The 23,181-nt window shown below is 73.6% G+C and carries 22 protein-coding genes; 17 read left to right on the top strand and 5 right to left on the bottom strand.

What is annotated here, in order from left to right; translation table 11 throughout:
* Positions 1 to 147: 147 nt before the first annotated feature.
* The 3 genes from ABZY44_RS19705 (at position 148) to ABZY44_RS19695 (ending at position 3,000) form a co-directional block, all read left to right on the top strand.
* Positions 148 to 921, top strand: a complete 774-nt coding sequence (locus ABZY44_RS19705) for a hypothetical protein (RefSeq protein WP_356655450.1) — start codon at positions 148 to 150, stop codon at positions 919 to 921.
* Positions 922 to 1,009: 88 nt separating this feature from the next.
* Positions 1,010 to 2,242 (top strand): type VII secretion-associated serine protease mycosin, encoded by a 1,233-nt coding sequence (gene mycP, locus ABZY44_RS19700; RefSeq protein WP_356655448.1) that lies wholly within the window; start codon positions 1,010 to 1,012, stop codon positions 2,240 to 2,242.
* Positions 2,243 to 2,244: 2 nt separating this feature from the next.
* Positions 2,245 to 3,000, top strand: a complete 756-nt coding sequence (locus tag ABZY44_RS19695) for an SseB family protein (protein ID WP_356655446.1) — start codon at positions 2,245 to 2,247, stop codon at positions 2,998 to 3,000.
* A 131-nt stretch (positions 3,001 to 3,131) separates the two neighbouring features.
* Here the strand turns inward: ABZY44_RS19695 and ABZY44_RS19690 are convergent, their stop codons facing one another.
* Complete coding sequence (locus ABZY44_RS19690; RefSeq protein ID WP_356655444.1) at positions 3,132 to 3,503, bottom strand: DUF1844 domain-containing protein; 372 nt, start codon at positions 3,501 to 3,503, stop codon at positions 3,132 to 3,134.
* 322 nt (positions 3,504 to 3,825) lie between these two features.
* On the opposite strand from ABZY44_RS19690, the gene infC reads away from it, so the two are divergent.
* The 9 genes from infC to ABZY44_RS19645 all read left to right on the top strand — a co-directional run bounded on the left by infC (position 3,826) and on the right by ABZY44_RS19645 (position 14,144).
* Positions 3,826 to 4,599, top strand: a complete 774-nt coding sequence (infC, locus tag ABZY44_RS19685; RefSeq protein WP_356655442.1) for a translation initiation factor IF-3 — start codon at positions 3,826 to 3,828, stop codon at positions 4,597 to 4,599.
* A gap of 102 nt (positions 4,600 to 4,701) precedes the next feature.
* Positions 4,702 to 4,896, top strand: coding sequence for a 50S ribosomal protein L35 (gene rpmI, locus ABZY44_RS19680; RefSeq protein ID WP_030157249.1), 195 nt, complete (start codon positions 4,702 to 4,704; stop codon positions 4,894 to 4,896).
* A 100-nt stretch (positions 4,897 to 4,996) separates the two neighbouring features.
* Positions 4,997 to 5,383, top strand: a complete 387-nt coding sequence (gene rplT / locus ABZY44_RS19675; protein WP_215021862.1) for a 50S ribosomal protein L20 — start codon at positions 4,997 to 4,999, stop codon at positions 5,381 to 5,383.
* Between the two features lie 156 nt (positions 5,384 to 5,539).
* On the top strand, positions 5,540 to 6,400 hold the full coding sequence (locus ABZY44_RS19670; RefSeq protein WP_356655439.1) for an RNA methyltransferase: 861 nt from the start codon (positions 5,540 to 5,542) through the stop codon (positions 6,398 to 6,400).
* A gap of 56 nt (positions 6,401 to 6,456) precedes the next feature.
* A complete protein-coding gene (locus ABZY44_RS19665; RefSeq protein WP_356655437.1) occupies positions 6,457 to 7,767 on the top strand; it encodes an ATP-binding protein in 1,311 nt (436 codons plus the stop codon).
* 152 nt (positions 7,768 to 7,919) lie between these two features.
* On the top strand, positions 7,920 to 9,047 hold the full coding sequence (gene pheS, locus ABZY44_RS19660; RefSeq protein ID WP_356655435.1) for a phenylalanine--tRNA ligase subunit alpha: 1,128 nt from the start codon (positions 7,920 to 7,922) through the stop codon (positions 9,045 to 9,047).
* Positions 9,047 to 11,575 (top strand): phenylalanine--tRNA ligase subunit beta, encoded by a 2,529-nt coding sequence (gene pheT / locus ABZY44_RS19655; RefSeq protein ID WP_356655433.1) that lies wholly within the window; start codon positions 9,047 to 9,049, stop codon positions 11,573 to 11,575. Before pheS ends, pheT begins: the two co-directional genes overlap by 1 nt.
* A 644-nt stretch (positions 11,576 to 12,219) precedes the next feature.
* The gene (locus ABZY44_RS19650) at positions 12,220 to 13,560 is read left to right on the top strand and encodes a transcriptional regulator (RefSeq protein WP_356655431.1); all 1,341 of its coding nucleotides are present in this window, start codon (positions 12,220 to 12,222) and stop codon (positions 13,558 to 13,560) included.
* A gap of 53 nt (positions 13,561 to 13,613) precedes the next feature.
* Entirely contained in the window at positions 13,614 to 14,144 is a 531-nt protein-coding gene (locus ABZY44_RS19645) for an NUDIX domain-containing protein (protein WP_356655429.1), read from the top strand.
* A gap of 31 nt (positions 14,145 to 14,175) precedes the next feature.
* On the opposite strand, the gene ABZY44_RS19640 is transcribed toward ABZY44_RS19645, so the two are convergent.
* Positions 14,176 to 15,072: a 3-hydroxybutyryl-CoA dehydrogenase gene (locus ABZY44_RS19640; RefSeq protein ID WP_356655427.1), complete on the bottom strand. Its 897-nt coding sequence runs from the start codon at positions 15,070 to 15,072 to the stop codon at positions 14,176 to 14,178.
* A 151-nt stretch (positions 15,073 to 15,223) separates the two neighbouring features.
* Here ABZY44_RS19640 and ABZY44_RS19635 point away from each other — a divergent pair, with 151 nt between their 5' ends.
* A complete protein-coding gene (locus ABZY44_RS19635) occupies positions 15,224 to 16,465 on the top strand; it encodes a family 10 glycosylhydrolase (protein ID WP_356655425.1) in 1,242 nt (413 codons plus the stop codon).
* 52 nt (positions 16,466 to 16,517) lie between these two features.
* Here ABZY44_RS19635 and ABZY44_RS19630 read toward each other — a convergent pair whose 3' ends face one another.
* Positions 16,518 to 16,715 (bottom strand): DUF1918 domain-containing protein, encoded by a 198-nt coding sequence (locus ABZY44_RS19630; protein ID WP_356655423.1) that lies wholly within the window; start codon positions 16,713 to 16,715, stop codon positions 16,518 to 16,520.
* 56 nt (positions 16,716 to 16,771) lie between these two features.
* Entirely contained in the window at positions 16,772 to 17,731 is a 960-nt protein-coding gene (locus ABZY44_RS19625; RefSeq protein WP_356655421.1) for a DMT family transporter, read from the bottom strand.
* Between ABZY44_RS19625 and ABZY44_RS19620 the strand changes: the two genes are divergently transcribed.
* The 3 genes from ABZY44_RS19620 to ABZY44_RS19610 are packed head-to-tail and all read left to right on the top strand — an operon-like array spanning position 17,730 to position 20,594.
* Complete coding sequence (locus ABZY44_RS19620; RefSeq protein ID WP_356655419.1) at positions 17,730 to 19,178, top strand: PLP-dependent aminotransferase family protein; 1,449 nt, start codon at positions 17,730 to 17,732, stop codon at positions 19,176 to 19,178. The genes ABZY44_RS19625 and ABZY44_RS19620 overlap by 2 nt on opposite strands.
* Before the next feature lie 31 nt (positions 19,179 to 19,209).
* Complete coding sequence (locus ABZY44_RS19615) at positions 19,210 to 19,785, top strand: histidine phosphatase family protein (RefSeq protein WP_356655417.1); 576 nt, start codon at positions 19,210 to 19,212, stop codon at positions 19,783 to 19,785.
* 41 nt (positions 19,786 to 19,826) lie between these two features.
* Complete coding sequence (locus ABZY44_RS19610) at positions 19,827 to 20,594, top strand: N-acetyltransferase (protein WP_356655415.1); 768 nt, start codon at positions 19,827 to 19,829, stop codon at positions 20,592 to 20,594.
* Between the two features lie 205 nt (positions 20,595 to 20,799).
* On the opposite strand, the gene ABZY44_RS19605 is transcribed toward ABZY44_RS19610, so the two are convergent.
* On the bottom strand, positions 20,800 to 21,519 hold the full coding sequence (locus ABZY44_RS19605; protein ID WP_356655413.1) for a TetR/AcrR family transcriptional regulator: 720 nt from the start codon (positions 21,517 to 21,519) through the stop codon (positions 20,800 to 20,802).
* A 69-nt stretch (positions 21,520 to 21,588) separates the two neighbouring features.
* Here ABZY44_RS19605 and ABZY44_RS19600 point away from each other — a divergent pair, with 69 nt between their 5' ends.
* Positions 21,589 to 23,175: an FAD-dependent oxidoreductase gene (locus ABZY44_RS19600; RefSeq protein ID WP_356655454.1), complete on the top strand. Its 1,587-nt coding sequence runs from the start codon at positions 21,589 to 21,591 to the stop codon at positions 23,173 to 23,175.
* Positions 23,176 to 23,181: the final 6 nt, after the last annotated feature.

The following is a 23,181-nucleotide window of genomic DNA, read 5'->3' as shown; positions in this document are numbered from 1 at the left end:
CCAGGGCCCGCCGGGGCGGGTGCGGGAAGTGATCGTACCGCTGGGGACACCGGCGGTGGTGGTGAGCTGGTGGCCCGCCGGGCCGGTGGCCGCGGGCGCGTAAAGTAGGGGCAGGCAGCCGTACGGAACGGGGGGCGGAGCCACCGGATGAGCACGTCCACACCGCACGGCGAGGTCCTGACCGCGCCCGACCGGCCTCCCGCTCCGCCCCGACGCCGTCCCGGCAGGGTCTTCGCCGCCGTCCTGTGCGGCCTCCTCGGCTCCGGCCTGAGCGCCGCCGCGGCCTGCACGGCCGTCACCGAACACCGCGCCGAGCACCGGGCACCGGCCGCCGACGCCGCCTACCGCAAGGCGGCCTCCCTCTGGCGGGCCACCCCCGTCGACACCCTCTTCCCGCCCGTCCTCGACGGGGACGGCTCCGGCCCGGGCGGCGCCGACCGCACGTGGACCCGCGTCGCGCTCGCCCCCGACGCCGAATGCCCCGCCGCACTCGCCCCCGACTGGCGGGCGCTGCTCGCCGGAGCGGGCTGCACCCGGGTGCTCCGCGCCACCTACACCGACGCCACCCGCAGTTCGCTCGTCACCGTCGGCATGGTCTTCACCCCCGCCGAGGCCCCCGCCATGAACGCGCTGCGCGGCCGGCTGACCGTCCCGCCCGGCTACGGCTTCCCCGACGACCGGCGCGCCGCCTGGACCGCCTCGGTGCTCCCCGAGGCCCCCGTCGTCGTCTACACCGTCTCCGCCTTCGCCGACGGCCGGATCCTGGACGGCCCCCGCCCCGCCGAGGAGACGATGGCCAAGGGCGCCACCGGAGCCGTGGCCCAGGCGGGCCTCGGCCACGAGGCCAAGGCCGTCGCCGACCGTGTGGAACGCGCCGTACGGGCCCTCGCGGCGCCGCCCGCTCCGGCGGCCGCCCGATGAGCCGCCCGTGAGCCGCCCGACGGATCCGGTGACCCCGACGCGCAGCCGGCCGGCCGGTCCGCGCCTTCGTCCGCGGATCCGTCTGCGCATGCGTCCGCGCGTCCGTCGGTCCGTCCCTACGGCGGTCCTCCCGGCCCGCCGTCCGTCGCGCCGTCACGTCGCCGCGGGGATCGCCCTCGGCGCCCTCCTGACCGTCGTCGCCGTGCCACCGGCCGCCGCCGACGCCATCCGCGACCGTCAGTGGGGTCTCATCGCCCTGCGCGCCGAGGAGGCCTGGGGCACCACCCGGGGCGACGGGGTCACCGTCGCCGTCCTCGACACCGGCGTGGACGGGGCCCACCCCGACCTGGCGGGCCAGGTCCTCGAGGGCACCGACCTCGTCGGGATGGGCGCGGGCCGCGGCGACCGCGCCTGGGCCCGGCACGGCACGGCCATGGCCGGGATCATCGCCGGCCACGGGCACGGACCCAGCCGCGGGCAGGGTGTCCTCGGCATCGCCCCCCAGGCGAAGATCCTCCCGGTCCGCGTGATCCTCGAGGAGGGCGACCCCGGCCGGAGCAAGGCCCGCGACAGCAAGGGCGGCGCCCTCGCGGAGGGCATCCGCTGGGCGGCCGACCACGGGGCCGACGTGATCAACCTGTCCCTCGGCGACGACAGCAGTTCCGCCCACCACGAGGCCGGCGAGGACGAGGCCGTGCAGTACGCCCTGGCCAAGGGCGTGGCCGTCGTCGCCTCCGCCGGCAACGGCGGCGAAGAGGGGGACCACGCCTCCTACCCGGCCGCCTACCCCGGGGTCATCGCCGTCACGGCCGTCGACCGCAAGGGCAAGAAGGCCGCCTTCTCCACCCGCAACTGGTACGCCACCGTCAGCGCCCCCGGGGTCGACGTGGTCATCGCCGACCCCGACCGCTCCTACTACGAGGGCTGGGGCACCAGCGCCGCGTCCGCCTTCGTCTCCGGCGCCGTCGCCCTGGTCAAGGCCGCCCACCCGGGCCTGTCCCCGGCGCAGATCAAGAAACTGCTGGAGGACACCGCCTCCGGCTCCCCGGCCGGCGGCCGCGACGACTCCCGCGGATTCGGCCTGGTGGACCCGGTCGCCGCCCTCCAGGTCGCCGAGGCGATGACCGGCGAGCCGTCGCTGCCCCTGCCCGTCGCGGCCGCGGGTCCCTACTTCGGCCCCGGCCCCGAGCAGCCCGCGAACCCCGAGCGCCGGGCCCGCCTCGGCGCCCCGGCGGGCGCCGCCGCGGGGCTGGCGCTGCTCGCACTGGCCGGCGTACTGGCCCGGCGACCGAAGCCGGCGCGGGGGGATAGGCTCGGGTAACTGTGGCGAACAAGACCGTTTCCAACAAGAACATCCCCGACCCCGGCTTCTCCGACGACGACGGCACCGCCGACCCGCGGCTGAGCGCGGCCCTGGCCGCCTGGGCCGAGGACCGGAGCAGGGAGCCGGAGGTGCTGGCCGCGCTCCGGGGCGCCCGGCTGCTGGTTCCCGTCGTCGCGGTCCTCGGCGAGGTCGAGACCGACCCCGAGACCGGCCTCAGGCGCGAGAAGACCAGCGACATGGCCGTCCCCACGCTGCGGGCGGGGGACCGGCGGGCTCTGCCCGCCTTCACCTCCACCGCCTCGCTGGCCCGGTGGGACCCGGCCGCCCGCCCGGTGGCGGTCCCGCTGCACCAGGCCCTCGCCGCCGCCGCGCACGAGAAGGCCGACACCGTCGTCATCGACCTGTCCGGACCGGTCGCCTACCAGCTGACCGGCCCCGCGCTGCTGGCACTGGCCGAGGGCCGTGACGACTCCGGTCCGCTCGCCGACCCGGCCGTGCGCGAGGCGGTGCGAGCGGTCGTGGCCGCGGAGCCCGCCGTGCTCGCGGCCCACCTGGGCCCGGGCGGCCAGGACGCCGACGGGACCCTGGCCATCGTGCTGGCCGCCGGCCCGCAGGCCCCGGCCGCGGCCCGGCGCGTGGCCGAGGCCCTGGCGGCCGACGAGACCCTGCGCGCACGCCTCGTAGGAGGACTGGACCTGGCGCTGCTCCCGCAGGGTGCTCCGGTCCCGCCCGGTGAGGCGCTGTTCACCCGCTGAGGGGCGTCGCGACCGCGGACACGCGAAGGGGGCCCGAGCATCCGCTCGGGTCCCCTTCGTCTCGTCCCCGTGACGTGGACCGCGTGGACCGCCGGCCGCGTGTCCTGTGCCCACGGCCGGCACGGGGCGGGCTACGCGTACACGGGACCCGTGAACTTCTCGCCCGGACCCTGCCCCGGCTCGTCCGGCACCAGAGAGGCCTCGCGGAAGGCGAGCTGGAGGGACTTCAGGCCGTCGCGCAGCGGGGCGGCGTGGAAGGAGCTGATCTCGGTGGCGCTCGCGGTGACCAGCCCGGCCAGGGCGGTGATCAGCTTGCGGGCCTCGTCGAGGTCCTTGTGCTCGGAGTCGGGCTTGTCCAGGCCCAGGTTGACCGCCGCTGCGCTGAGCAGGTGGACGGCCACCGTGGTGATGACCTCGACCGCGGGCACGTCCGCGATGTCGCGGGTCATGTCGTCGTAGTCGGGGGATTGGGGAGTGGAACCGGAGGGCGTCGCGTCAGTCATGTGCACCACGATATGCGGAGCGGTGGGCTTGCAACGAGGGTGCTAGTATGTACATCGACCGGCCGGACACTCACGTGCCCGGCCAACAAGTGGAGGCTCCGATTCTCCCACCCGACCACCCTCAGGGAGGCGGGTCACCGGTCAGGCGGTATCCATCGTTCCGTACGGACGATGGAAAGCTGCCCGATGTTGCGCCCCGCGGTTCGCACGCGAAGGTGCTCCGGTTGTATTGGAGCCCCTGCCTGTGCCCGGCGGGGCTTTTTTGATTCTCCGCCGCGGTCGGTCTGACGGAATTACGTCAGCGGCTGTCCTCCAGGCAGCCGTGTGGTGCTACCGAGGAGGATCCATCAGCACCGAGCCCCGCATCAACGACCGGATTCGCGTTCCCGAGGTACGACTTGTCGGCCCGAGCGGCGAGCAGGTCGGCATCGTGCCGCTTGCCAAGGCGCTCGAGCTCGCGCAGGAGTACGACCTCGACCTGGTCGAGGTCGCGGCGTCCGCACGCCCGCCGGTCTGCAAGCTCATGGACTACGGCAAGTTCAAGTACGAGTCGGCCATGAAGGCCCGTGAGGCGCGCAAGAACCAGGCGCACACGGTCATCAAGGAAATGAAGCTCCGGCCGAAGATCGACCCGCACGACTATGACACCAAGAAGGGTCACGTCGTCCGGTTCCTCAAGCAGGGTGACAAGGTCAAGATCACGATCATGTTCCGTGGTCGTGAGCAGTCCCGCCCGGAGCTCGGCTTCCGACTGCTCCAGCGCCTCGCGGCCGACGTCGAGGACCTGGGGTTCATCGAGTCGAACCCGAAGCAGGACGGCCGAAACATGATCATGGTTCTCGGTCCGCACAAGAAGAAGACCGAGGCGATGGCCGAAGCCCGCGAGGCGCAGGCCGCCCGCAAGGCCGAGCGCCAGGGCCTCGCCCCCACCGACGACGAGGCCCTCACCGAGGACGCCGAGTTCGAGGCCGGGGACGCTGACATCGCGGCCGCCGAGGCCACCGAGGTCGCGGAGGGCGCTTCCGACGAGGCGGCCGACGCCCCCGAGGCCGCCCCCGAGGCGGACGCCTCTCCCGAGGCTCCTGCCCAGGCCTGATCCGAGGCAGCCCGTCTCGGATCACCACACAACATGACGCTCCGGTGAGCCGGCCCCCTACAGGGCCGGTGGGGGCGCCACCGACGAGGAGATAACGGCGCTATGCCGAAGAACAAGACGCACAGCGGGACCAAGAAGCGCTTCAAGATCACCGGCTCCGGCAAGGTGCTCCGCGAGCGCGCCGGCAAGCGCCACCTGCTCGAGCACAAGTCGTCCCGTGTCACCCGCCGCCTCACCGGCACCGCGGAGATGGCCCCCGGCGACGCCGCGAAGATCAAGAAGCTTCTCGGCAAGTGACGCTCTCCGCTCCCTTTCCGGGAGCGGGACGTCAAGACCGGGACCCCATCGAATTCGGGCCGTGTGAAGACAACCACGGCCCCGCTACAAGGAGTTAAAAGTGGCACGCGTCAAGCGGGCAGTAAACGCCCACAAGAAGCGCCGGGCAATCCTCGAGGCTGCCAAGGGCTACCGCGGTCAGCGTTCGCGCCTGTACCGCAAGGCCAAGGAGCAGGTCACCCACTCGCTGGTCTACAACTTCAACGACCGCAAGAAGCGCAAGGGTGACTTCCGTCAGCTGTGGATCCAGCGCATCAACGCTGCTGCCCGCCAGAACGGCATGACGTACAACCGCCTCATCCAGGGTCTGAAGGCCGCCAACATCGAGGTGGACCGCAAGATCCTCGCCGAGCTGGCCGTCAACGACGCCAACGCGTTCGCCGCGCTGGTCGAGGTCGCGCAGAAGGCCCTCCCGGCCGACGTCAACGCCCCGAAGGTCGCTGCCTGAGCAGCAAGCCCTCATGGCTGCAGTATTTTGCCCGGACCCGCAGGCCTCGCGCCTGCGGGTCCGGTGCGTTGACCCACCTGCTCCAGTACATCTCACCACATTGCGCCTGTTCCACCCGTTTCGACCCGCAGTACGCACGGAAGCGAGCCGACCTCCATGGGCACCCCCGCCGAGCCGATCTCCCCCCGATCCCCGCGGGTGGCCGCCGCCAGGCGACTGGCGCGCCGCAATTTCCGCACCAAGGAGCGCCGCTTCATCGCCGAGGGCCCGCAGGCCGTGCGCGAGGCCGCGGAGCACCGGGGCGGCGACGGCGAGCCCACCCTGATCGAGCTGTTCGCGACCGCCGAGGCCGCCGAGCGCTACGCCGACATCGTCGACGCCGCCCTCGCCGCGGGCGCCCGCGTCCACTACGCCTCCGACGAGGTGCTCGCCGAGGTCTCGCAGACCGTCACCCCGCAGGGCCTGGTCGGCGTCTGCCACTTCCTCGACTCGCCCTTCGAGGAGATCCTGCGGGCCGGGCCGAAGCTGGTCGCCGTCCTCGCCCACGTCCGCGACCCCGGCAACGCCGGCACGGTGCTGCGCTGCGCGGACGCCGCCGGAGCGGACGCCGTGGTGCTGACCGACGCCTCCGTGGACCTGTACAACCCCAAATCGGTACGGGCCTCCGTGGGCTCCCTCTTCCACCTCCCGGTGGCCGTGGGCGTCCCCGTCGAGCAGGCCGTCCAGGGCCTGCGCGCCGCCGGGGTGCGGATCCTGGCCGCCGACGGGGCCGGCCACGACGACCTCGACGCCGAGCTGGACGCGGGCTCCATGGGCACCCCCTCGGCCTGGATCTTCGGCAACGAGGCCTGGGGCCTGCCCGAGGAGACCCGGGCGCTCGCCGACGCGGTGGTACGGGTCCCGATCCACGGCAAGGCCGAGAGCCTGAACCTCGCGACGGCCGCCGCCGTGTGCCTCTACGCCTCCGCGCGTGCACAGCGGGCGCCCGGAGGGTGCCGCTCCGTGACCCCCAGCTAGTAATGTGGCCGCCCGGGGGGCCCACTGCGCTACTCGGAGATGTGGGGTACGGGTACATGACCGTCGGTACGAACAGCTCGCCGGGGGCCGCGAAGGCAGCCGGCGCACCGGTCCTGGCGGCCCTGCCCCAGCAGGGCGATCCCGCCCGGGTGCCCGCCCAGCCCGCCCAGCCCGGGCAGTCCACTCAGGCCGGGCACGCCGCCCGGACCCCGCACGCGAGCCCCGGGGACCCCGCGGGCCCCGGCAGCGCAACGAGCGCCGGCGCGGGGCCCGGACCGGACGTCCGCGGCGAGTTCGCCGCCCTCGGGATCGACCCCGACGACCTGCCCGACGGGCTCGTGATCGCCGACGCCACCGGCCGGGTCGTCTGCTTCAACTCGGCCGCCGAACGGATCACCGCGCTCGCGGCCGGCCAGGCGATCGGCGTGGGCATCGAGCGCGCGCTCCCGCTGGAGGACCTCGAAGGCCGCCGCTGGTGGGCCATGACCGACCCCTACGGGGGCCTCGCCACCCGGCGCGGCCAGCCCGAGCGGAACCTGCTGCTCCCCGGCGGCCGCGAGGTGCTCGTCTCCGCCCGGTACGTGCGCACCCACCCCACCGGCCCGCTGCGCCGTCTGGTCGTCACCCTGCGGGGCACCGACGCCCGGCGGCGCACGGAGCGCAGCCACGCCGAGCTGATCGCCACCGTCGCGCACGAGCTGCGCTCCCCGCTGACCTCCGTCAAGGGGTTCACGGCGACCCTGCTCGCCAAGTGGGAGAGATTCACCGACGACCAGAAGCGGCTGATGCTGGAGACCGTCGACGCCGACGCCAACCGCGTCACCCGGCTCATCACGGAGCTCCTCGACATCTCCCGCATCGACTCGGGCCGCCTCGAGGTGCGCCGCCAGCCGGTCGACCTCTCCACCGCCGTCGGCCGTCACGTCCAGGCGCTCACCGCGAACGGACAGGCCCCGGAGCGGTTCCTCGTCAGCGTGAGCCGCCCGCTGCCCGACTGCTGGGCGGATCCCGACAAGATCGACCAGATCCTCGGCAACCTCCTCGAAAATGCGGTGCGGCACGGCGAGGGAACGGTCACCATCGACGTGGCGCCGACCACCTTCGCGAACGCCGCGGGGAAGACCGAGAAGGGAACCGCCGTCACCGTGACCGATGAGGGCCCCGGGATCCCCGAGGAGTCGATGGGCCGCGTCTTCACCCGCTTCTGGCGGGGCAGCAAGCGCGGCGGCACCGGCCTGGGCCTGTACATCGTCAAGGGGATCGTGGAAGCCCACGGCGGCACCATCAAGGTCGGCCGCGGCCCCGGCGGCGGAGCCGAGTTCCGATTCATCCTGCCCGTCGCCGCCCCGGCGTACCTCACGCAGTAGTCCCGCGGAGCGTCTCGCCAGGCGGCCCACGGGCCCCTTCACCCCCAGCGACCTTTAGACTCGACCTTTGGCACCTTTGTGTCTTTGTGCCGAGCGCGTCCTGCGCGTCACGCGGGGGACCCACCAGCCAGCCATCGGAAGTACGGGAAGAGATGTCGGCACCGAACAAGTCGTACGACCCTGTTGAGGTCGAGGCACTGAAACCGGATGAGATCGAGCGCATGCGGGACGAGGCGCTCGCCGCCTTCGCCTCCGCGGGCGACCTCGACGCTCTGCGTGAGGCGAAGACCGCGCACATGGGCGACCGCTCGCCCCTGGCGCTCGCCAACCGCGAGATCGGCGCGCTGCCGCCCCAGGCCAAGGCCGAGGCGGGCAAGCGCGTGGGCCAGGCCCGCGGCGCCGTGAACAAGGCCTTCGGGGCCCGCACGGTCGAGCTCGAGGCCGAGCGCGACGAGCGGGTGCTGGTCGAGGAGGCAGTGGACGTCACGCTGCCCTACGACCGGGTCCCCGCCGGCGCCCGGCACCCCCTGACCACGCTGATGGACCGCATCGCGGACATCTTCGTGGCCATGGGGTACGAGGTCGCGGAGGGCCCCGAGGTCGAGGCGGAGTGGTTCAACTTCGATGCCCTCAACTTCACGCCGGACCACCCGGCCCGCCAGATGCAGGACACCTTCTTCGTCCGGGGGCCGGAAGGCACCGAGGGCGACGAGTCCGGCGTCGTGCTGCGCACCCACACCTCCCCGGTGCAGGCGCGCTCGCTGCTGGAGCGCAAGCCCCCCGTCTACATCGTGTGCCCGGGGCGGGTGTACCGCACCGACGAGCTCGACGCGACGCACACCCCGGTCTTCCACCAGGTCGAGCTGCTCGCCGTGGACGAGGGCCTGACCATGGCGGACCTCAAGGGCACCATGGACCACATGGTCCAGGAGCTGTTCGGCGAGGGCACCACCACGCGCCTGCGCCCGCACTTCTTCCCCTTCACCGAGCCGTCCGCCGAGATGGACATGCAGTGCTACGTGTGCCGCGGCGCATCGGTGGGCAACCCCGACCGCCCGTGCCGCACCTGCTCCAGCGAAGGCTGGATCGAGCTCGGCGGCTGCGGCATGGTCAACCCCAAGGTGCTCGTCGCCTGCGGCGTGGACCCGGAGAAGTACAGCGGGTTCGCCTTCGGCTTCGGCATCGAGCGGATGCTGATGTTCCGCCACAACGTAGAAGACATGCGAGACATGGTCGAGGGTGACATCCGTTTCACCCGGCCGTTCGGGATGGAGATCTGATGCGGGTCCCGCTTTCTTGGCTGCGGGAGTACGTCGACCTCCCCGCGGGTGAAACCGGTCGCGACGTCGCGGCCAAGCTCGTCGACGCCGGCCTCGAGGTCGAGACCGTCGAGCAGCTCGGCGGTGGGCTCAAGGGCCCGCTCGTCGTCGGCCAGGTGCTTTCCATCGAGGAGCTCGAGGGCTTCCGCAAGCCGATCCGCTTCTGCACGGTGGACGTCGGCTCGGCCAACGGCACCGGCGAACCGCAGGAGATCGTCTGCGGCGCCCGGAACTTCTCCGTCGGTGACAAGGTCGTCGTGGTCCTGCCCGGCGCGGTGCTGCCCGGCGACTTCGCGATCGCCTCGCGCAAGACGTACGGCCGGACCTCGCACGGCATGATCTGCTCCGGCGACGAGCTGGGCATGGGCGACGACGGCACGCACGGCATCATCGTGCTGCCGCCCGAGCACGAGGTCGGCACCGACGCGATCAAGCTCCTGGAGCTGGTCGACGAGGTCCTCGACATCGACATCACCCCGGACCGCGGCTACTGCATGTCCATGCGCGGTGTGGCCCGCGAGGCCGCCACCGCGTACGGCCTGCCGCTGCGCGACCCGGCGCTACTCGACGTGCCCGCGCCGAACTCGTACGGCTACGCCGTCAAGATCGACGACCCGCAGGGCTGCGACCGCTTCACCGCACGCACGGTGACCGGCCTCGACCCCGAGGCGCGCTCCCCGATCTGGCTCACGCGGCGCCTGCAGAAGGCGGGGATGCGCCCGATCTCGCTCGCCGTGGACATCACCAACTACGTGATGCTGGAGCTCGGTCAGCCGCTGCACGCCTACGACCGCTCGCGCATCGACGGCGCCATCGGCGTCCGCCGCGCCGAGCAGGGCGAGAAGTTCACCACCCTCGACGGGGTCAAGCGCACGCTCGACGCCGAGGACCTGGTGATCACCGACAACAGCGGCCCGATCGGGCTCGCCGGTGTCATGGGCGGCGCCAACACCGAGATCGCCGACTCCGTCACGGACCCGACCACCGGCGCGGTCACCGGCACCACCGACGTGGTCGTCGAGGCCGCGCACTTCGACTCCGTGTCGATCTCGCGCACCGCCCGCCGCCTCAAGCTCTCCTCCGAGGCGTCCAAGCGCTTCGAGCGGGGCGTCGACCCGCAGGCCGCCGCCGCGGCCGCGCAGCGCACCGTGGACCTGCTGGTGCTGCTCGCCGGCGGCACCGCCGAGGCCGGCGTCACCGAGCTCACCGCCCCGGGGGCGCCGCGCACCATCGCGATGAGCGCGGACCACCCCGACCGGGTCGCGGGCATGGACTACGGCCGCGAGACCGTCGTACGCCGCCTCCAGGAGGTCGGCTGCGACGTCTACGGCCAGGACGAGCTCGTCGTCACCACGCCCTCCTGGCGGCCCGACCTCGCCGAGCCCAACGACCTCGCCGAGGAAGTCATCCGGCTGGAGGGCTACGGGAACCTTCCCTCCACCCTCCCACAGGTGCCCTCCGGCCGCGGTCTGACGGCCCGGCAGCAGCTGCACCGCCGGGTGGGCCGCGCGCTGGCCGGCGCGGGCTACGTCGAGGCGCTCAGCTACCCGTTCCTGGGCGAGGGCGTCTTCGACCAGCTCCAGCTGCCCGCGCACGACGCCGCCCGCCAGGTCGTCAAGCTGGTCAACCCGATCTCCGACGAGGAGCCGGCGCTGCGCACCACGCTGCTGCCGGGTCTGCTCGGCGCGCTGCGGCGCAACGACAGCCGGGGCGGTCACGACCTGGCCCTCTTCGAGACCGGTTCGGTCTTCCGGGCCGCCGCGCAGCCGGGTGTCGCCGTACGGCTGCCCGTCGACCGGCGTCCCACGGACGAGGAGATCGCCACCCTGGACGCGGCCCTGCCCGCGCAGCCGCGCTACGCCGCGGTCGTGCTGGCCGGGGCCCGCGAGCAGGCCGGCTGGTGGGGCAAGGGCCGCCCGGCCGACTGGGCGGACGCCGTCCAGGCGGCGCGCTCGCTGGCCGTCGAGGCCGGCGCGGAGCTCGTGGTGCGCCAGGGCCAGTACGGTCCGTGGCACCCGGGCCGGTGTGCCGAACTGCTCGTCACCCTCGACGGGGTGGAGACGGTGATCGGCCACGCCGGTGAGCTGCACCCGCGCGTGGTCAAGGCGATGGGCCTGCCGGCCCGTACCAGCGCCATGGAGCTCGACCTGGACCGCCTCGCGGCGGCCGGCGGCGGGGCCCTGCAGGCGCCCCGGATCTCCTCCTTCCCGGTGGCGACCCAGGACGTCGCGCTGATCGTCGACGCGTCGGTCCCGGCCGCCTCGGTCGAGGCGGCGCTGCGCAAGGGCGCCGGCGAACTGCTGGAGTCGCTGCGGCTGTTCGACGTCTTCGAGGGCGAGCAGGTGGGCGAGGGCAAGAAGTCCCTGGCCTACGCGCTCCGCTTCCGGGCGACGGACCGGACGCTGACGGCCGAGGAGTCGACGGCGGCCCGTGACGCGGCGGTCGCCCTGGCGGGCGAGCGCACGGGCGCGGTGCTGCGCGGCGCGTAGCCGCTGCCCGCTCTCAGAGCGCTGAGGGGGTGCATCCCGATCACGGGGTGCACCCCCTCGTGCTTTCCGGCTCGGCTGCGCGGGGCGGCGGGCCAGCCCTGCGGGGCTGGTCCCCTACCCGCCCTTCCACCGTTCCCCGGGCTCTGCCCGGACCCGCGCCTCAAACGCCGGCGGGGCTGAATTTTCAGCCCGCCCGGCGTTTGAGGGCAAAGGGGGGCTGGGGGCAGCGCCCCCAGTTTCGGGAAGGGGCGGGGTGGGGGAAGCCGCCCGCGGGGCCCGGGCGCGGGCGTCCGCGCCGGAAATCGGGACCACGCGGGCCGGGCCCGGTGGGTGGGCCCGGCGCGCGTTCGGTCCGGCTCGGACGGGGCCCGGCGACCAACCAGGGCCCGGCGGAGCCGAAGCGCGCCGCCCGCCTGCCGTGGAGTGTCGGGCAGACAACAGGACGGGCGGCGCGGTTGCCGGGTCGTCGCACTGTACGAGGGGGAGCCGACGACCCGAGTCACCTCTTGGCGAGGCCCTTAAGTGAAGCGCTCGCGGGGTGTCCCCCGGCAGGGTGCGTATCGCATTTATGCGCGTACTCCGTTCACACCCCGTGTGAACCGCGCACCCACTAGCCTGAAGGCGACGAGCCGACGGAGGGGCCCATGCAGCCCAATGCACTGCTCGACGCCCTCCTCGCGGAGGCGGGCATGTCCCACGCCGGGCTCGCCGCGCACGTGAACCAGGCGGGCCGTGACCGCGGTCTGGCCCTGCGCTACGAACACACCGCCGTCGCCCGGTGGTTGAAGGGCCAGCGGCCCCGCGGCCAGGTTCCGGACCTGATCTGCGAGGTGATCGGGGGCCGGCTGCGCAGACCGCTCAGCCTCGACGACGTGGGCCTCGGTCCGCCGGAAGGGTCCGGCGCCCCGCACGCCTCCCCGCTCAGCGGTTTCGTGGACCGCGCCGCCGCCCTGTGGCGCTCCGACGACCAGGGGCGGCTGAAGTGCCTCACCACCGAGGCCGTCACGGGCACCCCCGCGGTGATCCCGGTGTGGGAGTGGGAGAACCCGCCGGAGGACGCCGACGTGTCCCGCGCGGGGCCCACCCGGGTCGGCCCCGAGCACGTCGAGGTCCTGCGGGCCGCCCGCGCGCACTACGAGCTGATGTACCGGCGGGCCGGGGGCGTGGCCACCCGCGACCGGATCGTCCGTTTCCTCGGGACCGAGACCGCCCCGATGCTGCGCGGAAGCTACTCCGACGACCTGGGCCGCAGCCTGCACCGGGCGACCGGTTCCCTGGTGGCGGTGGCGGGGATCTGCGCGTACGACTCGGACGCGCACGGACTGGCCCAGCGCTACTTCCACCAGTCGCTGCGCCTCGCGAAGGCCAGCGGGGACCGCGGGCTGGGCGCCTACGTCATCGCGCTGATCGTCAACCAGTCCCTGCACCTGCGGGAGTTCCGCCAGGCCGTGGCCTTCGCCGAGGCCGCACTGCGCTCGGCGGGCCGGTACACCACCCCGGCCCTGGCCGCCGACCTGTACGCCATGCAGGCCAAGGCGTACGCCCAACTCGGTGATACCGCAGCCGCGTTGGCCTGCATCCACAAGGCCGAGGCGGCCGCCGAACGGATCCGGCCCGGCACGGAGCCCGATGAGACGGGGTACGTCCAGCCCGGGCTGGTCAACGTACAGGTCGCCGAGGCACTGCTCGGTCTGGGCGATCTGGGGGCGGCCCACGAGCAGGCGGCGGCGGCCGTCGGCACCCCCGCGCACGACAGGGGCCGGGTGCACCGCCTCGCGATGCTCTGCGAGATCCAGCTGCGCCAGGGCGAGGCCGACCAGGCGGTGGCGGCGGCGGCCGAGATGGCCGAACGGGCCCGGGGAATGGAGTCGCTGCGCCTGCGCGACCGGCTGCGGGCGGTCCGCGAACAGTTGCTGACCAGCGGTTGTTCAGGGGCGGGGGAGACCGCGGAGCTCATCGACGGGGCACTGCGCGTTCCCCTGTGACCGGCTGAACTGCTGCCATGTTGCCACCTACTCGATCGGAAGGTGGCAGAACCGTGCAGTGGATGAACCTGAGTGAGCAGACTGTGTACACGAACCGCTGGTTCGACGTGAATCTCGCGGACGTGCAACTCCCCGACGGCCGGCACCTGGACCACTTCGTGATCCGGCTGCGCCCGGTGGCCGTCGCCACGGCCGTCAACGAGGCCAACGAGGTGCTGCTGCTGTGGCGCCACCGCTTCATCACCGACAGCTGGGGCTGGGAGCTGCCCGCCGGTGTCGTCGAGGACGGCGAGTCCGTGGAGAGCGCCGCCGCCCGGGAGATGGAGGAGGAGGCGGGCTGGCGGCCGGGCCCCTTGCGCCACCTGATGACCGTGGAACCGTCCAACGGGCTGACCGACGCCCGCCACCACCTCTACTGGTCGGACGGAGCCACGTACACCGGCCACCCGGAGGACGACTTCGAGTCCTCGCGCCGCGCATGGGTGCCGCTCAAACTGGTGCCGGACATGATCGCGCGCGGCGAGATCCCGGCCGCCAACATGGCGGCCGGGCTGCTGTTGCTGCATCACTTGCGGCTCGGGTAGCCGCGCCGGCCGTACGGATCAGCCGTACGGATCAGCCGTACGGGTAGAAGCCCGAGCCCGTCTTGCGGCCGAGGCGGCCGGCGTCGACCATCCGCTGGAGCAGCGGGGGAGCCGCGTACAGGGGCTCCTTGAACTCCGCGTACATCGAGTCGGCCACCGAGGACACCGTGTCCAGTCCGATGAGGTCCGCGAGCTTCAGCGGGCCCATCGGGTGGGCGCAGCCCAGTTCCATGCCGTTGTCGATGTCCTCGCGGCTCGCGATCCCGGACTCGAACATCCGGATCGCGGACAGCAGGTACGGGATCAGGAGCGCGTTGACGACGAAACCGGAACGGTCCTGGGCGCGGATGGCGTGCTTGCCCAGCGCGCCCCCGACCAGGGCCTCGGCGCGCTTGATCGTCTCGTCGCTCGTGGTCAGCGCCGGAATCAGCTCGACGAGCTGCTGCACCGGGGCCGGGTTGAAGAAGTGGATGCCGATGACCTGGTCCGGGCGCGAGGTCGCGACGGCCAGCTTGACCAGCGGGATCGAGGAGGTGTTGGAGGCGAGGATCGCGTCCGGGCGGGTGATCACCTGGTCGAGGACCTGGAAGATCTCCGTCTTGACCTGCTCGTTCTCGACGACCGCCTCGATGACGAGGTCGCGGTCGGCGAACTCGCCGAGGTCGGTGGTGAACGACAGGCGGGACAGGGTCGCGTCCCGCTCCTCCTCGCTGATCTTGCCGCGTTCGGCGGCCCGCGTCAGCGAGGTGTGCAGCCGGGTCCGTCCGAGCTCCAGGGCCTCGCCGGTGGTCTCGGCGACCATCACCTCGAGACCGCTGCGGGCGAACACCTCCGCGATGCCCGCGCCCATCTGCCCACAGCCCACTACGCCGACGCGTGCGATGTCGTCTGGGAGGTCCGTCACATCGTGCCTTTCGCTGCTCTCCATCGCGGGTCCCCCGTACTCGTGCAGTGGTAACTGCGTTCCGGCGCCCGCCACGCCCCCCGACGTTACCCCCGTGCTTGCCCGGCGTGTCGGGCCGGGGCGGGCATGCTGGGCGGACACGAGGCAATGTCACGGAACGGAACGGAGGCGTCACATGGCGTACATCAGGAGGCGGGAGGTGCTGACCGCCGCGGCGGGGGTGCTGGCCGCGGCGGCGACGGCCGCCCCCGCGAGAGCGGTCGGGGCGCGGGAGCGCGGGGCGGCCACGGCCGAGTTCCGGGGGATGTGGGTCGCCTCCGTGCAGAACGTGGACTGGCCCTCGAGGACCGGACTGTCCGCGGACGCGCAGCGCGAGGAGCTGCTCACCCTCCTCGACACCGCCGTCTCCCGCCGGCTCAACGCGGTGATCCTCCAGGTCCGGCCCACCGCCGACGCCCTGTGGCCCTCGGCGTACGAGCCGTGGTCCCAGTGGCTGACCGGCGAACAGGGCGTCGACCCCGGATGGGACCCCCTCGGCACCGCCGTGACCGAGGCGCACGCCCGGGGGCTGCAGCTGCACGCCTGGTTCAACCCGTACCGCGTGGCCAACCACACCGACCCGGGCCTGCTGGCCGCCGGGCACCCGGCCCGCTGCAACCCCGGCTGGACCGTGCCCTACGGAGGCAAGCTCTACTACAACCCCGGGCTGCCCGAGGTGCGCCGCTTCGTGCAGGACGCCATGCTCGACGCCGTCGCCCGCTACCCCGTCGACGGGGTCCACTGGGACGACTACTTCTACCCGTACCCCGTGGAGGGCCGCGACTTCGACGACGACGCGGCGTACGAGCGCTACGGCCGTTCCTTCGCCACCCGCGCCGACTGGCGCCGCCACAACACCGACACCCTGGTCCGTGAGATGTCCGAGCGGCTGCGCGCACTGCGTCCGGCGGTGCGCTTCGGCGTCAGTCCCTTCGCGATCTGGCGCAACTCCGACCGCGATCCGCTGGGTTCGCCGACGCGGGCCGGCGTCGCCACGTACGACGACCTGTACGCGGACACCCGCACGTGGGTGCGCGAGGGCTGGATCGACTACATCGTGCCGCAGGCGTACTGGCAGATCGGCCACCCGGCCGCCGACTACGCGGCCATCGTCCCCTGGTGGGCGGGCACCGTCGCCGGCACCCGCGTCCAGCTCTACGTGGGGGAGGCGCTGTACCGCTGCGATCCGCAGAGCTCCACAGCGGCCTGGCGCGATCCGCGGGAGCTGTCGCGGCACGTGCGCTTCGCCCGCGGGTACCCCGAGGTCCGCGGCCACGCCTACTTCTCGGCGAAGCAGGTGGCCGCGGACCCCAACGGGGCCATGGCCAGGGTGGTCGCCGACCACTACCTGAGCGCGGCGGCGGTGCCGCCGCGCTGACGGTCCTTCTCCGTGCTCGCCGCTCCGTGCCCGGTGTACCTCGGCGGTCGGCTCACTGCTCGTGATCGACCGGGTGCTTCACCACGCAGTCGGGACCGGGGGACATGACGGCCTCGTGTCCGTCCGTGAAGCGGACTCGGTAGGGAGGCGTGCCGTTGTCTCCCAGGACCTGTGTGATCTCTCCGACCTTGTCGTGCTGGCCCACGATCCGTCCGTGCTGAACCAGCTGGTCGCCCTCGGTCGCGCGCATGCTGACCTCCTCGGTGGCGGTCCGATCCGGTGCTAGCAGTTTAGGTCGTTCCCGCACTATTTGACCCGTTGGGTCACGGCGATGCAGACGAGCACCGCGCACGCGGCGACGGGTGCGGCGGGGGACATCCGCTCGCCGAGCAGGACCACCGCCCACCCCAGGGTCAGCAGCGGCTGCGCGAGCTGGAGCTGGCTCGCGCGGGCCGCGCCGATCTCGGCCATGCCCCGGTACCAGACGTAGAGGCCGAGGAACGAGGAGCCGACCGCTACCCAGACCAGCCCGGCCAGTCCGCGCGCGGTCACGTGGGCCGGCTCGTACGCGAGCCCGAGCAGGGAGCCGGCCGCGCCGACCGGCAGGCACAGGACCAGCGCCCAGCCGATCACCTGCCAGCCGGGCATCACCCGGGCCAGGCGGCCGCCCTCGGTGTACCCGGCCGCGCACACCAGGAGTGCGGCGAAGAGGAAGGCGTCGCCGGCCGAGAGGGAGCCGCCGCTCTGGGCGAGCGTGAAGCCGAGGACGACGACCGCGCCCGCCACGGCCGCGGCCCAGAACCGCCGGGACGGCCGGGCCCCGGTGCGCAGCGAGGACACGACCGCGGTCGTCAGCGGCAGCAGGCCGACCACGACGGCGGCGTGGGACGTCGTGGACGTCTGCAGCGCGAGGGTGGTCAGCAGCGGGAAGCCGACGACCACGCCGCCGGCGACGACCACGAGGCCGAACCGGTGGGCACGGTCGGGGAGCGGGACGCGCAGGGCCAGCAGGAAGCCGCCGGCGACCAGGCCCGCCAGCACGCAGCGCAGGCCGAACAGGGACCAGGGGCCGAAGCTCTCCAGGCCCCAGGACGTGCCGGGGAAGGTCAGCGAGAAGGCGACGACGCCGGCCGACGCGAGGACGGTTCCTCCGCCGAAGCGGCGGGTGCCGGCGCGGGCGCGGACCGCGGCCCGGCCCACCGGGCTCTGGGCCGAGGCTCGGACCGCTATCGCGGAGGGAGGAGTAGCGCTACTCTTTACTGTCATGTATGAGCGTAGCAGTGTGGCTGAACTGGCGGAATCCCTGCGACTCGAGCTGAACCGCTACCCGTTGGGTGGAAAGCTCCCGTCCAGCCGGGCCCTCGTCGAGCGTTTCCGCGTCAGTCCCGTCACCGTCTCCCGCGCCCTCGCGCAGCTCGCCGCCGAAGGGCTGGTGATCACCCGCCCGGGAGCCGGCGCCTTCCGCGCCCAGCCCCGTACCCCGGCGCCCGACCCCGGAGACACCTCGTGGCAGGCCGTCGCGCTGAGCGCGGAAGGCGCCGGCGAGGTGGTGCCGCGCTCGGTCGACGCATCAGGCGTGCTCGTCACCCTCACCCCGCCCCCGACCGGGGTCATCGAGCTCAACGGCGGTTACATGCACCCCACGCTCCAGCCCGAGCGGGCCATGGCCGCGGCCCTCGCCCGCGCCGGACGCCGGCCCGGCGCGTGGGGTCGGCCGCCCGTGGAGGGGCTGCCGGAGCTGCGGGACTGGTTCGCGCGGGAGATCGGCGGGCCGGGCGGGACCGTCGGCGCCGCTGACGTCCTGGTCACCGCCGGCGGACAGAGCGCCCTCACCACCGCACTGCGGGCCCTCGCACCGCCCGGCGCGCCGATCCTCGTCGAATCCCCGACCTATCCGGGGCTGCTGGCCATCGCCCGCGCCTCCGGCTGCCGTCCCGTGCCGGTCCCGGTGGACGCGGACGGGGTCCGGCCGGAGCTGCTGGCCGCCGCCTTCGAAGCGACCGGGGCACGGGTCTTCGTCTGCCAGCCGCTGTTCCAGAACCCGACCGGGGCCGTGCTGTCCGACGCGCGGCGCGGCGAGGTGCTGCGGATCGCGCGCGCCGCCGGGGCGTTCGTGGTGGAGGACGACTACGCGCGGGCCCTGGCCCACGAGGACGCCGGACCGCTGCCCGCGACCCTCGCCGCCGAGGACGCCGACGGGGTCGTCGTGCACGTGCGGTCGCTCACCAAGGTCACCTCGCCCAGCCTGCGGGTGGGCGCGCTGGCCGCCCGGGGGCCCGTACTGGACCGGCTGCGCGCCATCCAGGTCGTCGACAGCTTCTTCGTGCCCCGGCCGCTCCAGGAGACCGCCCTGGAACTGGTCGGAGCACCCTCCTGGCCCCGCCACCTCAAGGCCGTCGCCACCGAGCTGCGCCACCGGCGGGACGTCCTGGTGGGCGCGCTGCGGCGCGAGCTGCCCGAGCTGGAGCCGCCCCGCCCTCCCCGCGGCGGACACCTGGTGTGGGCCAGGACCGGTGGAGGCCTCGACGACATGGCCTTCGCGGCGGCCGCGCTGCGCGCCGGCGTACAGGTCGCGCCCGGCCGGCCCTTCTTCTGCGCGGAGCCGCCGGCCGCGTACGTCCGGCTGAGTTTCGCCGGGGTGGCCGGCGCGGGCGAGCTCACCGAGGCCGTGCGGCGGCTGCGGTCGGGCATCGGGGTTCGCCCGGACGCTTGACCCCGTGCGGCACGCGGCCCACCATCGCCGCATGCATGTTCGGGTTTCGCTAGTCGCAGCAGCCCGTAGTACCCCGCTGCTCGCCGAGCGCTTCGACGACGACCGCCCCATCGACGTGGACGGCTGGCGTGCGGTGGAGTCCGCCGCGCGCGGGCTCGTCCCGCTGGGCTCGGCCGACCTGCGCTACTGCTCGCCCACCGCCCGCAGCCGGGCCACCGGCGCGGCCCTCGGGTACGCGCCGCTCGCCCAGCCCGCGCTGCGCGAGTGCGACATGGGCCGCTGGCGCGGGCTGACCCTGGGGGAGGTGGCCGCCCGGGAGCCCGCTGCCCTGGACCTGTGGCTCGCCGATCCGCGCGCCGCGCCGCACGGAGGGGAGTCCCTGCTCGCCTTCATCGCCCGGATCGGCGGCTGGCTCGACACCCGGCCGGCGGACGACGGCGGGGCCATCGTGGCGGTGGCGGAGCCCTCGGTGGTCCGGGCGGCACTCGTGTACGCGCTGAACGCACCCCCGACGACCTACTGGAACGTGGACGTCCGTCCCCTGTCCACGGTCACGCTGGGGGGCTGGCCGAGGCACTGGCACCTCTCGCTCCAGGCCCCGCCGTAAACCCGGTTGAGGGGCGTCCGTACCGCACATAGCCTGCGCGTATGGACACCACGGACGCCGGCATACGGATCACCACGCTCGCGGAGCGGCCCGAACTCACCGACGCCCTCTGGGGCATGGCGGACTCGTGGCCCGAGTTCGCCTCGCAGGACGCGCTCGCCTGGCTGCTGTACCCGCGCATGGTGGCGGAGCTCCCGGAGTACGTCTTCGTCGCGACCGACGAGGCGACCGGCGAGGTCGTCGCCAAGGCCTTCAGCGTGCCGTTCGCCCTCCACGCGCCCGGCCGCGACGGGCAGTTGCCCCCGCAGGGCTGGGACCGGATCCTGATGTGGGCCTTCTCGGACCTGCGGCGCGGGGCCGCCCCCGACACGGTCAGCGCCATCGAGATCAGCATCCGGCCGGACCGGCAGGGCGAAGGCCTGTCGGGCCTGATGCTGGGCGCGCTGCGGGAGAACGCCCGCGCGCGCGGTTTCACCGAGGTCGTGGCCCCGGTCCGGCCCAACGGAAAGCCGGCCGAGCCGGACGCCTCGATCCACGAGTACGCGTACCGCACCCGTGAGGACGGTCTCCCGTACGACCCGTGGCTACGGGTCCACGTGCGGGCGGGCGCCACCATCGACTCGGTGGCCCCGCTGTCGATGACGATCACCGGTTCCCTGGCGCAGTGGCGCGAGTGGACCGGCCTCCCCTTCGACACCGCGGGCCCGGTCCACGTGCCGGGGGCCCTGTCCCCGGTCCGCTGCGAACCGGAGCAGGGCTACGCGGTCTACGTGGAGCCGAACGTCTGGGTCCGGCACCCCGTGGGGTAGCCGGCCTCCGGCCGGGGCCCCGTACGCGGCCCTCTCGGCCACGTGCTCCGTCACCCGGTGCGCGTACGCCGCCGTGAGGGCGGACGCGGCGCGCCGGCGCAGCCGCCCGTCGAGGCGGCCGGGCTGACCGCGGCGGCCCGGGTGACCGTCGACGCGACGGGAAGCCGACGGCCCTGCCGGCCGCCCGCGCCCGCGGGGCGATCCGTCAGCGCGCCGTGAGAAGCGCGCGCTCCAACGCGTCGAACGCGCCGTGCACGCGTGACCGGTGGTCGTCGGCCACATCGGCCGCGCGCTCGCCCGCGAGCAGCCGTCGGGCCGTGGTGACGTAGACGGACCGGTACGCGGCGACGGTCAGTGCCGCCGCGAGGCGCGGGTCGGGGCCGTCGCCCCCGGGGGCGGTCTCGGCCATCGCGTCCCCCAACGCCGTCTCCACCTCCTCGACGCCTTCGCGCGCCCGTGCCCGCAGGGCGGGCGAGTCCAGCACGATGCGCCAGAAGTGCGGAAAGTCGTCGCTCACCGCCGCCAGGGGGTGGCGCTGGTCGAGGAGCCGGAGCAGCAGGCCCCGCAGGGCGGCCAGTGGGGGCTCGCCGGCCGGGCGGTTCCGTACCGCGGCCGTGAAGAGCTCGACGGCTTCGGGGATCCGGTCCAGGAAGAGGTCTTCCTTGCGGGGGAAGTGGTTGAAGACCGTCATCGCCGAGACGTGAGCGGCCTTGGCGATCTCCGCCACGGTCACCTCGTCGAACCCGCGGGCCACGAACAGCATCGTCGCCTCGTCGGAGATCCGTTGCCGCGTCTCGCGCTTCTTGCGCTCGCGCAAGGTCAACGCCTCGTCGGGCACGCCCCCACCCACGCTCACGCCCCCACCCACGCTCACGCCCTCAGGTGCTTCCTCGCGGGCGTCGCGCTTCTCGGGATCCTTGGTCATGGACCACACTATAGCGACTCTAAAGTTTTAGTGACTATAGTGAAATCCATGAACTCGGACTTTGACGTAATGGTGTCCGGAGGCGGCCCGGTCGGACTGATGCTCGCCTGCGAGCTGCGGCTCGGCGGCGCGAGCGTGGTGGTCGTCGAGCGGCGCACCGAAGCGGATCGGACCATCAAGGCGGGGTCGATCAACACGCCGACCGCCGAGGCCTTCTACCGGCGCGGCATGCTGCCCGCGCTGGCCGAGGTGCAGCGGCGCTCCGCCGAGGGGTTCCAGGCGTTCGTACGCGAACAGCGGGGGAAGCGGGTGGACGGGCAGCCTCCGGGCGCACCTTCCCGGTTCGTCGGACACTTCGGCGGGATCATGCTGCGCGGGGAACTCCTGGACGCGACCGACCCCGACCTGCACGGCGCCGGCCCCGCCGGGGACGTCAGCCTCGTACCGCAGCAGGAGGTCGAGCGCGTGCTCGCCGAGCGGGCCCGGGAGCTCGGTGTCGAGGTGCGCGGCGGCACGGAGCTGACCGGGTTCGAGGCGGACGGAGACGGGATCGTGGTCCGTGTGGTCCGGGTGGCCGACGGGGCGGCCGAGGCCGTACGGGCGGCCTGGCTCGTGGGGTGCGACGGGGGCCGCAGTACGGTCCGCAAGCTCGCCGGGTTCGCCTTCCCCGGCACGGATCCGCAGATCACCGGTCACCAGGCGCTCGTCGAGATGACCGGGGCCGAGGCCCTCCGGCCCGGCTGGCACCACACGGACACCGGGACGTACGTGCACGGGCCGATGCCCGGTCGCATCCTCACGGTCGAGTTCGACGGACCGCCGGCCGACCGGGAAGCAGCCGTCACCGCCGAGGAGCTGCAGGCGAGCCTGCGGCGCGTTTCCGGGGCGGACGTCACGATCACCGGGGTGCACACCGCCACCCGCTTCACCGACAACGCGCGCCAGGCGGCCGACTACCGCGCGGGCCGCGTCCTCCTGGCGGGCGACGCCGCGCACGTCCACTCTCCGTTCGGCGGCCAGGGGCTGAACCTCGGCATCGGGGACGCGATGAACCTCGGCTGGAAACTCGCGGCGGTCGTACGCGGCCGGGCACCGGAAGGGCTCCTGGACACCTATACGGCCGAACGGCATCCGATCGGGGCCTGGGTGCTCGCCTGGACGCGGGCGCAGATCGCGCTGATGCGGCCGGAACCGCAAGCCCGCGCCCTGCGCGAGGTCGTCGCCGAGCTGACGGAGTCCGTCGCCGGAACCACCTTCCTCGCCAAGAAGATCTCCGGCGTCTGGCAGCGGTACGACCTCCCCGGCAGCCATCCGCTGGTCGGCCGCAGCGCCCCGGACCTGGAACTCGCCGACGGGACGCGCCTCGCGGACCTGCTCCACGAGGGGCGGGCCCTGCTGCTCGACCTCGCCGACGACGCGGGGCTCAGGGTGCGCGCCGAGGGATACGGGGAGCGGGTGCGCGTCGTCACCGCCGCCTGCCCCGGCAGGCCGGAACTGGCCGGCCTGCTCGTACGCCCGGACGGCGTCGTTGCCTGGGCGTCCGGCGCGGGGGACGCGTCGGAGCCGGACGCAGGGGGCGGGCTCGCCGACGTCCTGCCGCGGTGGTGCGGAGCGCCGGGTCGTGCGGGGCGGGCGGCCGAAGATCCGATGCCTTGAAACGGC

Source organism: Streptomyces sp. NPDC006544 (genome assembly GCF_040611715.1).
Lineage (GTDB): Bacteria > Actinomycetota > Actinomycetes > Streptomycetales > Streptomycetaceae > Streptomyces.
This window is presented reverse-complemented; position numbering and strand designations above follow the sequence as displayed.